The organism is Chitinophagaceae bacterium (genome assembly GCA_016710165.1).
GTDB lineage: Bacteria > Bacteroidota > Bacteroidia > Chitinophagales > Chitinophagaceae > Ferruginibacter.
The window spans coordinates 1,297,475-1,309,807 of the sequence record JADJLJ010000001.1; the positions used below are offsets into that span (position 1 = coordinate 1,297,475).

Here is a 12,333-nt window from a genome sequence, read left to right on the forward strand (position 1 = left end):
TAGAACATAGTACACAATAGAAAACCATAGCCATGTGAATTGCTATGTTTCTATGCTCCTATGTGGTTCAAAAAACAAAAAAGGAAAATAACCTATTACAGAATTTTCAATACACATGAAAAAACTGCTCATTGCATCCCTTAGCCTTCTTACCGCACTAAGCTATGCACAAACACCGGATAATAAATTATACCACCCGGAAGCAGACGCAGAAAAAGACATTGCAGCTGCCCTGAAACAAGCAAAGGCCGAACATAAATACGTGTTGTTGCTTGGTGGTGGTAACTGGTGCAGCTGGTGCATCATTTTTGAAAAGTTCTGCAATGATGATCCAAAGATCGATTCTGTTATTAAGTCAGCTTTTGTTCCTTATCATTTGAACTACAGCAAGGAGAACGAGAATAAAAAAATATTTGCAAAATACGGCTATGCCCAGCGTTTCGGGTTTCCCGTGTTCATCATCTTAAACGAAAAAGGTGAGCGCATCCATACCCAGAACAGCGAATACCTGGAGGACGGAAAGAAAAGTTATGACAGGGGAAGGGTGCAGGCGTTCTTTGAAATGTGGAGCCCGCGTGCGCTGAATCCGGAAATGTACGGAGGGTAGAACGAACCAATGACCAATGACCAATAACTAATCTACAGTCCAACGCCGCACAATTCCTTAAACTTATAAACAGCCCCCTCAAATTCCGGCTGTTCCTTCTTTCCAAACTACCCAGCGCTTTTTTTTGCGGTGTACGGGTACGTTATGCCGATGAAAAGAAATGCGTGGTTACGGTTCCTTACAAATGGCTGAGCCAGAACCCCTTCAAGAGCACGTATTTTGCCTGCCTGGGCATGGCGGCTGAAATGAGTACCGGTGTGCTGGCCATGGCACATATATATAAACGCAGGCCTGCCGTGAGCATGCTGGTATTGAAAGTGGAAGGCAGTTTTCTTAAAAAGGCCGTTGGCCGTACAACCTTTACCTGTGAAGAAGGTCTCATCCTGGAACAAGCCATCGAAGACGCCATTTCCGGTGACGAAGGAAAAACGATCACCGCAAGGTCTTATGGCAGAAATGCGGAAGGCGAAGTGGTGGCTGAATTTTCGATCACCTGGGGTTTTAAAGCAAAGAAGTAAAACACTCCGCTGAACATTAAAGGAAATACCGCCCGGGCCTGGAGTAATCAGAAATTCGCATTATTGCATCAATTCATTCTTCTTTACTTAATTGCAGTAACCGTTTGTTCTGCGCTTCCAGTAACGCCAGTCTTTTTTGCATATCATCGATCATTTGCTGCTGCTCCTGTATCCCTTTTACCAGTAATGGCACAAACCCGCCGTAATTTACACTTAATAAACCTGCTGCATCTTTTTTAACCAATTGCGGAAAAACGGTCTCTACTTCCTGAGCCAGCAGTCCTATCTGCTGGTCCCTGTCCCTGTTTTCATCTTTCCAGTAATAGTTGTAGGCATTTACCTTTTTCAGATCATGAATGGTACTGTTTATTGGCGTTATATCCTCCTTTAACCTGACATCACTTAATTGGGTAAGTATGCCGGTTAAGGTAGCATTACCGGTACCAAAAATGTTTAACAAAGCAGTATTACCTGCAACAAAACTGTGAACATTTCCTGCAGCAGGAACCTGGTAACGTAATGTTCCGCTATTAATTCCAAAACCATAAAAATCAATATCCGTATTGGCATTTTCCCACATTACTATTTTCCTGTTGGCAAGTAAATTTCCAAATTGCAAGGGGGCATGCGGCGTAGTAGTACCAATACCTACATTGGTGCTGGCGGTTGCCCCGTTAACACCATTAATGCTTCCCAATACCATGCTGTTACTGGCGTCAACCCTTGCAAAAGCGCCAATGGCGGTTGCATTGTCGAGGTTTCCGGCAATTACATTTGCCAGGTACCCGATCGCTGTATTATAATGCCCTGTTGTATTTAAATACAAGCTGTAATACCCGATGCCGGTATTGTAGTTTCCCGTTATGTTTTCAAATAATGCACTGGTCCCGCTGGCGGTATTGTTAATACCCGTTGTATTGCGGTGTAATGTCTGCAAACCTGTGCCTGTATTGGAAGTTCCTGTGGTGTTGTAAAATAAAGCCTGTCCACCAAAAGCCGAATTAAAACTGCCGGTTGTATTGGAATATAATGAATTGGTCCCCACAGCGGAATTGGAATTCCCTGTTGCATTGATAAACATGGATCTGTCTCCGATGGCCGTATTATTATTACCGGCTGTATTGTTAAAAAGTGATTGCACTCCGGAAGCTACATTAAAAAACCCACTTGTGTTATTATACATAGCCTGGTATCCATCAACTACATTGTTGTAACCGGTTGTATTAAATAATAATGAGTTGGTTCCGGTTGCTGTGTTATTATTGCCGGTTGTATTAAGAAATAATGCTGCCTGCCCCGTTGCTGTATTATTGATACCGGTTGTATTGTTGTTAAGTGCATTGTACCCGCTGGCTGTATTATTCGAGCCCGTGGTGTTTTTATTCAGTGCCGACCTGCCCATGGCAGAATTACCACCCCCGGTTGTATTAAAAGCAAGTGCATTGCTTCCATGAGCGGTATTGCCATCGCCCGTGGTATTGTTGATGAGTGCAGCCCGGCCGGTTGCAGTATTATCGCCCCCGGTGCTGTTGAATTGTAATGCGGCTAAACCAATTGCCGTGTTTCCGGTACCTGTAGTATTGGAGAATAGAGCCTGGTATCCATTTGCTGTATTGAAAATGCCTGTTGTGTTTGCATAAAGTGTTTGTACACCGGTTGCAGTATTGTTCCACCCGGAGGTATTGGAAAACAGAGACTGAAATCCTATTGCTGTATTATTCATGCCATTGGTATTTGTATATAAAGCTTTTGAGCCAACAGCCGTATTGCTTGTTCCGGTATTATTACTGTACAGGGCCGAATCACCGATGGCGATAAGGTTACTGATGGTTGTATTGGTTCTTAATGCTTCCCGGCCAATGGCAATATTGCTGTACCCGGTCGTATTGGAGTAAAGGCTCCGGTAACCAACAGCCGCATTATTATTTCCACCCAGGTTAGACTCCAGTGCTTCAAAACCAAGCGCTGCATTGTAACTGCCTGTATTATTCTCGAACAGGGCATGAAAGCCGTTTGCTGTATTATTGATGCCTGTTGAATTCCAATACAGGGCGCTGGAGCCTACCGCTGTGTTGGCGCTTGCAATGGTATTGTTTCTTAATGCCCAGGTACCAAAAGCGGCATTCCCCGACCCGGTTGTATTGGATGCAAGTGCAGTATGCCCTGCTGCAGCATTGTTATTTCCTCCGATATTTGCCTGCATGGAATTAAAACCAAATGCAGCATTGCCGTAACCGGTGGTATTTGCAAACAACGATTTTGAACCTACAGCTGTATTCTCGATCGCCTGTGCTGCAGAGGCCCCTGTTCCATTATTATATAAAGCTGAATCGCCGATGGCTACCAGGTTACTTTTTGTTGTATTCCAGTTTAACGCTCTTATTCCTACCGCAACATTTGAAAAGCCTGTAGTATTATTAAATAAAGCAAATGCCCCATTGGCCACATTCGTTGCACCCGTTGTAGTAAAGCCCAGCGCATAGTGGCCTGTAGCAGTATTTCCCTCTGCGGTATTTAAAGTTAGGGCAAGGGTTCCAACGGCAGTATTAAAATTCGAATTGGTGACATTCATCAAACTCCGGTATCCTACCGCCGTATTCCAGCTGCCAAAGAGGTTTTCCTTTAAAGCATACTGGCCAATGGCCGTGATCCCATTTCCAAAAAGGCTTTTTGCCAGGCTGCTGTCACCGATGGCTATATTGCCCGAAGTGGTCATATTCTGCCCGGCACCCGTCCCGATAAAATAATTACCCGTTATGGCATTCCATCTACCCATCCATTGACCATTCTGCCGGAAACTTACCGGTTGATTGTCTGTGGTGCCAATAAAATGTGTACCAGGATTGGTTCCTGCATTCCCGTTTCTTTTCCATGCCAGGCTATCGGCATTGCCATTAAGGGCCGCCACCCAGCTCCATTTACTGCCATCATAATAATAAAAGCCGGCGCTATCGGGTGCATTTTGAAAAACAAGTAACCCGGTAGCCGGTGCCGGTATCCCATTACGTTCTGTTTTAGACATCCGGGGAATCAATAAACCCCTGGTCGTGCTTTTCACATCCAGCAAAGCGCTTGCATTTGCCGTACTGCCATCTGTATTGATGGCAAAAGACTGGGCAGAACCCATGTTTGAAACAACCATGGCTGACAACAGAAGTGGAAGGATCTTATTCATCGCTTTACTATTTTAAAAATTACCTGTTCAAAACTGTATTGCATAAAATGCAGGTCTCACCCTGATTGGTTAGCGCCTGATGGCTTCTGCAACCTTATCCACATTCAAAGCACCATAGTTGAATGTATGTTTTGAATCATCGGTTAACGTAACGATCGCTTTCTTATCCAGGAATGTCTTCTCCACCTGCACATCTTTGATATCTGCTTTATTGATCTCAAGGTATCCCTCCCTGCCCCATTTCGTAAATAAGGCTTCGGGTAACAGCCCCCTGCCAGAACCATCAAACCGGGCATCGTACAAAAGCCGCTTATTGGTGATCGTCAGCTTTCCTGTATACTTTCCTCCATTGGGGGGAATATATAATATGGCCCAGGTGTCAATTTTTATTTCACCGGGATGAAGTTCTATTTTCATTTAATTTAATTTCTTTTCATTCTGGCAGTCCTCTATCTTACAGCCTGGAACTGATCTTCTTTAAAACTATTAAATGGGAAAGGCATCTGAAAGCATGGTTTCACCAACGGCGGCATTGATTGTTTTTACGGTCTTCCTTTTTCTGAATTATAGATTTACTTTAGTGCCACCTAAGTTTAATACTTCTATACCGGAACTGATTTATATGCAAAAGGCACTTCTCTCTTTATTGGCTGTTTTCTTCCTGCTCCCCGTAAGGGCTCAGTATGAAGAAAAAGACTTTATCCGGTATACGGTAAAGGAAGGTTTAAGTGACAACTATATTACCTGCCTGCAACAGGATGACCGCGGATATATGTGGATCGGAACGGACATCGGCCTGAACCGTTTTGACGGACATACGTTCAAAAGATTTTTCCAGGGAACCAGGACCTTGCCGCTGCTTTCGAGCACCATCGGAAAACTCAAATCAATGGGGCCCCGGCAAATGGGCATTGTAAGCCGGGGTGGTTTCCAGCTGCTGAATACAAATGACCTGTCGGTTAAAAATTATACCATTCCCGATACAACTGCTTTTACGGTCTACAGGAATGCAGCATGGGATGCATTGGAATTACCCGGCAAATCGTATGCAGTTACTACTGCTTCGGGATTTTATGTATTTGATGCTTCCGGTAAACTGAACTTCCGGCACGATGCGTATGTACTGAAAGATATTGGCCAAAAAAGGATCCTTTACGGCCGCAACATGTTCCGGTTTAATGATAATGAATACCTGGCCTATATTGAAGAGAACGGCCTGGCTTATTACGATGCTGAAAAAAAATTACTTCGTGAAATATCAAAAGATGAAAAAAAAATGGGCCCATTTTTTTCCCGTAACCCCGGATAAAGGTGCCGGCTTCATGAGCCGTTATCAATTTAATGAGAATGAGTTTATTTTTATTCATTACGCCGGGAATAGAATACTATATTATAACAAAGCCCTGGATAAAGTGTTTCCCAGCACACTGGGCCTTCCAAGAGTGGAGTTCAGCTGGGAAAGCAAGATCACCCCGCTGAACGACAGCAGTTTTTTGCTGAACGCCGGTTATTCCGGTTTTTACCTTTTCCACATCAACAGAACAAACGGGAAGATCACTGCGAACCCAAAAAAATTCCTGGATGGCCACAAGATCCAGTTTATGTACCTGGATAAGGACAAGCGGCTTTGGGTGGGTACATCAAAAGGTTTACTAAAGCAAAAACTGGCAACCCCTGTTTTACGTTCCTACTCATACCTGCCATCACCATCCGATTCACTTACCGGCGGACTGAGTTGTGCCTACCGGTACAAGGATAAACTGTACATCGGAAGGTTTTCACTTAATAAAGGATTGGTAATAGCTGATACCGCAACCAAAAAAACAACCAGTCAAATTGAATTTTATGGAAAAAACACGCAATGGAATGAGATCCGTTCCATACAACTGTATCACCCGGACACGTTGTGGGTAGGCACCAATGCCGGATTACTGTGGTTCGACACAAAGACACATCACTATGGTAAAGTAGTGGATGAAAATAAGAATGTGCCGGACCTCTACGAATTGAACATCCTGGCCCCGGCCCGCAAAGACGGATATGCCTGGATGCTCAGTCACCTGGAGGCTGTGGTGGCCCGCTATCATATTGCTTCCCGGTCATTTACATTCTATACTTCAAAAACCAAACCCGCCCTACCCTTTGATAAAGTAAAAAGTATTGCTTACGATGCGTATGGCGATGTTTGGATCGGCGGACATTCGCTTACCCGCTGGAACACACAAAAGCAGTCATTCGACACACTCATCTCCGTATACAGCGGCCCGAATAAATTTGAAGACGACATCGTGGCACTGGTTGCGGATAACAGGGGCTCACTCTGGTTACACAATGCGGCCAACGGGCTGCTTGAATACCGGATCAAAGAAAAAAACTTTGTGAACTATACAAGGAAAGATGGATTACCATCGGATGTGTTTTATGGCTTTAGCCCAGTAATAAATGACCGGCTCTGGATCGCAGGTCATGACCAGTTAACCGGGTTCAATACGCAGACAAAAAAAATGATCATATATGATTACCAGGACGGGCTGCCCGATGATAAACCCAGTGGCCGCTACCTCTATTATGATCCCCCAGGCGGGTTGCTGTACCTTTTTAACCAGCATGTCCTTTCAACATTGTCGGTAAATGAATTTAAACAAACTGATTCCAGCAGTAACCTGATCATTGAGGAATTGTCGGTAAACAATACCCGGCATATTTTTTATCCAACGGATGGCCTGCGTTTAAAACCGGTTGAAAATAATCTTTCGCTGCATTTCAGCATCATTGATTTTGAATCGGGTAATAATTACCAGTTTGCTTATACATTAAACGAAACAGGGAACTGGACGGACCTGGGCGGGCAACGAACTATTAACTTAAGCGGATTATCTCCCGGCAACTATACGATCAGGCTGAAGGGTACCGGCAAGTCGGGCCAGCAGACAATTCAGCAATTTTCCTTTCTTATAACCCCGCCCTACTGGAAAAAGACCTGGTTCCTGTCTGGCCTCATTTTTTTGGTCGCCGCCTTCCTGTATTATGTTTACCGGCGGAGGATAAAGCAGGTGAGGGAAAGAGCCAGCATTGATAAACAGCTTTCGCAGGCTGAGATGAAAGCCCTGCATGCACAGATGAACCCGCATTTTATTTTCAACAGCCTCAACAGTATCCGGGAGATGATCCTTACCAATGAAAACAAAGAAGCTTCGCATTTCCTGAGTAAGTTCGCTCACCTGATACGGATGACACTGGACCAGTCGGGACAATCCTTTATTTCGCTGCGTAATACCATGGAATACCTCACCCGTTACATCGAGATGGAACAGATCCGCAACAGTCATTTCACGTGCCGGATACTGGCTGATGACGAACTGGACCCGGATGAAACCGTTTTGCCTCCGATGCTGATACAGCCCTTTGTTGAAAATGCCATCTGGCATGGAACTACCGGGAAACAAAAAAACATTAATATTAACATTGATTTTAAAAAAGAGGGTAACCAGCTGGTCTGTATCATTGAAGACAATGGCATTGGCATCAGCCGGTCATTGGAAAATAAAAAGAACGGCACGGCCATACATCAGTCGGTCGGAATTGAAAATGTCAATAACCGTATCCGGTTGCTGAATGAAAAGTATAATATTCAAAGCAGTGTGCGCATTGAGGATAAAAATGTTCTGCCGGGCCATACGGAAACAGGTACCGTGGTCACCTTACGGATGCCGCTTAATATAAAAGAAGAATGAAACACATCAAAACCATATTGGTAGATGATGAGCCAAGGGGACTGGCCTCACTTCAAAAACTATTGCAGCTGAACTGTCCTGAAGTAGATGTGGTTGCCTGTTGCAACAATGCCGAGGAGTCTAAAGATGCGATAACCCGGTTGCATCCCCAGCTGGTCTTTCTTGATATTGCCATGCCGGGAAAAACCGGGTTTGACCTGTTAAGAGACCTGGAAGAAATAGATTTTGAGATCATCTTTGTGACTGCCCATAATAATTACATGATACAGGCCTTTCATTTCAGCGCCGTGGATTATTTACTGAAACCTGTTGAAGATGACCTGTTGATGGAAGCTGTGAAAAGGGCCTGGGTAAGAATAAACAACAAAACAGGTGACGGGCACATTGAAACACTGCTGTATAACCTGATGCAAAGGAACGGTACCCAGAAAATGAAATTATGCATCCCTTCCCTCAAAGGTTTCCAGGTGGTGGAAATACAGGATATTATTTATTGTGAAGCCAGCAGCAATTACACCAATTTCCATTTTTCCAACCGGCCCGTCCTTTGCGCTTCTAAACCAATTCATGAATATGAAGAACTGCTGGGAGACTGCAATTTTATCCGCATACACAAATCGTTTATGGTAAACCTGGAACATGTTAAAGAATACATCCGGGGAGAGGGTGGTTCGGTCGTCCTTTCCAATAATCACGAAGTGGAAGTATCCAGGAGAAAAAAGGATATGCTGATGACCCGGATGAAAGATTATTATAAGTTCTGATAAACCAATGCTTTCCCCGCATTCATGAACCCGGCAGAATACAGGCCGGCACCCCTGGGTTTTAACGTTAAATTGAATATGCCCTGGTATAACCATACTCTCCTTCTATTTATGTAAATTGCATTCCCTTTATCATTGAGATGTTCAATTATCATCGGAAGGGCAATTCTTAAATTAAAACCCATTCCCTGGTTCCCGGCAGGGACAAACAGATTATGTTAAAAGACTCACGCAAACAACAGGCCCTCGAATATCACTCAAAAGGAAGGCCTGGAAAGATAGAAGTAATACCCACCAAGGAAGCCAAAACACAAAGAGACCTTTCCCTTGCCTATTCGCCCGGTGTGGCAGAACCCTGCCTGGAGATCGCTGCAAACCCCGAAGACGTTTATAAATACACGGCCAAAGGAAACCTGGTGGGTGTGATCAGCAATGGTACCGCCGTACTTGGCCTGGGTAACATCGGCCCCGAAGCCGGTAAACCGGTGATGGAAGGGAAAGGGGTATTGTTCAAGATCTTTGCCGACATCGATGTGTTCGACATTGAGATCAATGAAACAGACCCGGAAAAATTTGTTCAGATCGTGCAGGCCCTGGAGCCAACTTTCGGCGGCATCAACCTGGAAGACATCAAGTCGCCGGAATGTTTTTACATAGAACAGGAACTGAAGAAGCGCTGCAAGATACCCATCATGCACGACGACCAGCATGGCACAGCCATCATCAGCGCTGCCGGCTTGCTGAATGCACTGGAAATACAGAAAAAGAAGATCGAAAAAGTGCGGTTCGTGGTGAGTGGCGCAGGCGCTGCCGCCATGGCATGCATACAGCTATACGAATCACTGGGCGCCAAACACAGCAACTTCATGGTATTTGACCGTAAAGGTATCCTGTATAAAGGCCGGCCCGATGTGGAAGAACTGAAAGTGAAATTCTGTGTGGATGAAAGATACAAGGACTATGATCTAACCCGGGCCATGAAAGATGCGGATGTTTTTATTGGTTTAAGTACCGGGGATGTGGTAACACCTGAGATGGTAAAAGGCATGGCAAAGAACCCCATCGTTTTTGCCATGGCCAATCCCACGCCCGAGATCAGTTATGAACTGGCTGTGGAAACCCGTAAAGACATCATCATGGCCACCGGCCGCAGTGATTATCCCAACCAGGTGAATAATGTACTGGGGTTCCCCTATATCTTCCGGGGTGCCCTGGATGTAAGGGCCACCCAGATCAATGAAGAAATGAAACTGGCTGCAGTAAAAGCGCTGGCAGAACTTACCAAAGCGCCTGTACCGGATATTGTGAATCTTGCCTATAATGAAAAAACGATCAGCTTCGGTCCCAATTATATCATTCCAAAACCATTAGACCCCCGCCTGTTATCCACCGTAGCGCCGGCCGTTGCAAAAGCTGCCATGGAAAGCGGTGTGGCCAAATACCCGATCACCGATTGGGAGAAATATGAACAGGAACTGAATAGCCGCCTGGGACTGGATAACCAGCTAAGCCGTGTCATTGGCACCAAGGCAAGAAAGGACCCGAAACGGGTGGTGTTTGCCGATGCAGAGAATGTAAAGATCCTTAAAGTGGCACAGTTGGTCATGGAAGAGGGAGTTGCGTATCCCATCCTGCTTGGTAAGGAAGAAAAGATAAGGAAGATGGCAGAAGACAACGGCATCGACCTGGAAGGGATGCCCATCATCAACCCGAAAGATGACAGGAATGAAGAACAACGGAAAAAATTCGGCGACATCTTCTTTGATAAAAGGCATCGCAAAGGCGTGAACCGCTATGAGGCTTCCAAGGCGATGAAGGACCGTAATCATTTTGGCTGCATGTTACTCGAACACGGCGAAGCCGATTGCATGATCAGCGGGCTGAGCAGGAATTATCCCGATACCATCCGCCCCGCATTGCAGATCATCGGCACCGAACCGGGTGTTAAGAAAATTGCCGGCATGTACATCATGTTCACCAAGCGCGGGCCTTTGTTCCTGGCCGATACCACCGTGAACTTCAACCCTACTGCCGAAGAACTGGCGGAGATAACCTTGCTGGTTGCCAAAGAGGTGAAGATGTTCAACATCAAACCACGTATTGCCATGCTTTCCTATTCCAACTTCGGCAGCAGCAATTCACCGGAAGCAAATCTTGTGCGGCATGCCCGGGAACTGGTAAAGGCCAAAGACCCTTCGCTGATCTGCGACGGCGAGGTACAGGGCATACTGGCCTTCAATAAAGAAATACTGAAAGAGAATTATCCTTTCACCGAATTGCTGAATGGCGAAGTGAACACCCTCATCTTCCCCAACCTGGCGGCAGGAAATATTGCCTACAATCTTTTGCAGGAAGTGGGCGGAACCGATTCCATCGGCCCCGTACTGCTTGGATTGAACAAACCGGTGCATGTGCTTCAGCTGGGCAGTTCCATCCGTTCCATTTTCAACATGGTCCTGATCGCCGTGGTGGATGCACAATCCAAATCCAGGACAGATACACAGGAAGAAGTGAAGAAAAGCAAATGGTGGAAGCGCCGTAAGTCGGAAACACACGATACCTGACCGGATTGCCATTTACTATTTACCATTTTTGACAGGCTTTAACCAGCAGCGTTTTACATAATAGTAAATGGTAAATAATAAACAGTTTATATAGTAACTTGTACCCGTAAACCGAATCAACAGATGCTTTTCTTCAATCATTTTGGCCGTTACCTGCTGATGCTGAGAGGCATGCTCACCAGGCCGGAGAACTGGCGCATGTACTGGAAAGAACTCATGCACCAGTGTGTGGAGATCGGGATCGGTTCATTGGGCATTGTTGTCATCATCTCTGTTTTTATGGGTGCGGTGAGTGCCGTGCAAACTTCTTACCAGCTGGTAAGCCCGCTCATACCGGCTTCCACCATTGCACAGATCGTACGGGATACCGTGATCCTTGAATTTGCACCCACCGTGGTATGCATCGTACTGGCCGGTGTGGTAGGCAGCAAGATCGCCAGCGAACTGGGTAACATGCGGGTTAGTGAACAGATAGATGCACTGGAGATCATGGGCATCAACACAAAATCCTATCTCATCATGCCCAAAATACTGGCCAGCCTCATCACCATTCCGTTGCTGGTCATCCTTTCTATGGGACTTGGGATCATGGGTGGGCGGTTAGCCGGAACTGCAACAGGTATCCTTTCAACAGATACCTATGATGCAGGGCTGCTGCTGAACTTTGTACCATACAATGTTTTCTTTGCCCTGGTAAAAGCATATACATTCTCGTTCATCATCAGCACCATCCCTTCTTACTATGGCTATTTTGTAAAAGGCGGTGCACTGGAGATCGGAAGGAGCAGTACGAAAAGCGTGGTGGTGAGTTGTGTGATGATATTGTTTGCAGATTATGTGCTGGCAGCGCTGCTGCTGAACGAATAAGCTGCCCCTATCCCCTAAAGGGGGAAATGGAGAAGATTGAATTTTATTTTTATAACATTCTGGAGAACTTCATTATTCATTGCAGCACTAAAAACTCCGCCAAG

At 45.4% G+C, this 12,333-nt stretch carries 9 protein-coding genes; 7 read left to right on the top strand and 2 right to left on the bottom strand.

All coding sequences use genetic code 11. The features are described from left to right. Positions 1 to 115: 115 nt before the first annotated feature. Entirely contained in the window at positions 116 to 607 is a 492-nt protein-coding gene (locus tag IPJ02_05610) for a thioredoxin family protein (protein MBK7375042.1), read from the top strand. A 23-nt stretch (positions 608 to 630) separates the two neighbouring features. Continuing rightward, on the top strand, positions 631 to 1,125 hold the full coding sequence (locus IPJ02_05615) for a DUF4442 domain-containing protein (GenBank protein MBK7375043.1): 495 nt from the start codon (positions 631 to 633) through the stop codon (positions 1,123 to 1,125). A 73-nt stretch (positions 1,126 to 1,198) separates the two neighbouring features. Here IPJ02_05615 and IPJ02_05620 read toward each other — a convergent pair whose 3' ends face one another. Both IPJ02_05620 and IPJ02_05625 read right to left on the bottom strand, forming a co-directional pair. Next, on the bottom strand, positions 1,199 to 4,300 hold the full coding sequence (locus tag IPJ02_05620) for a tail fiber domain-containing protein (GenBank protein MBK7375044.1): 3,102 nt from the start codon (positions 4,298 to 4,300) through the stop codon (positions 1,199 to 1,201). A gap of 69 nt (positions 4,301 to 4,369) precedes the next feature. Beyond that, positions 4,370 to 4,717, bottom strand: coding sequence for a hypothetical protein (locus IPJ02_05625; GenBank protein ID MBK7375045.1), 348 nt, complete (start codon positions 4,715 to 4,717; stop codon positions 4,370 to 4,372). 205 nt (positions 4,718 to 4,922) lie between these two features. On the opposite strand from IPJ02_05625, the gene IPJ02_05630 reads away from it, so the two are divergent. The 5 genes from IPJ02_05630 to IPJ02_05650 all read left to right on the top strand — a co-directional run bounded on the left by IPJ02_05630 (position 4,923) and on the right by IPJ02_05650 (position 12,229). Then, positions 4,923 to 5,609 (top strand): hypothetical protein, encoded by a 687-nt coding sequence (locus tag IPJ02_05630; protein ID MBK7375046.1) that lies wholly within the window; start codon positions 4,923 to 4,925, stop codon positions 5,607 to 5,609. Continuing rightward, positions 5,566 to 8,034 (top strand): histidine kinase, encoded by a 2,469-nt coding sequence (locus tag IPJ02_05635; GenBank protein ID MBK7375047.1) that lies wholly within the window; start codon positions 5,566 to 5,568, stop codon positions 8,032 to 8,034. The genes IPJ02_05630 and IPJ02_05635 overlap by 44 nt, the downstream gene beginning before the upstream one ends. After that, complete coding sequence (locus IPJ02_05640; protein MBK7375048.1) at positions 8,031 to 8,798, top strand: response regulator transcription factor; 768 nt, start codon at positions 8,031 to 8,033, stop codon at positions 8,796 to 8,798. Before IPJ02_05635 ends, IPJ02_05640 begins: the two co-directional genes overlap by 4 nt. A gap of 215 nt (positions 8,799 to 9,013) precedes the next feature. Beyond that, the gene (locus IPJ02_05645; GenBank protein ID MBK7375049.1) at positions 9,014 to 11,362 is read left to right on the top strand and encodes an NADP-dependent malic enzyme; all 2,349 of its coding nucleotides are present in this window, start codon (positions 9,014 to 9,016) and stop codon (positions 11,360 to 11,362) included. Positions 11,363 to 11,485: 123 nt separating this feature from the next. Next, a complete protein-coding gene (locus IPJ02_05650; GenBank protein ID MBK7375050.1) occupies positions 11,486 to 12,229 on the top strand; it encodes an ABC transporter permease in 744 nt (247 codons plus the stop codon). Positions 12,230 to 12,333 lie beyond the last annotated feature (104 nt).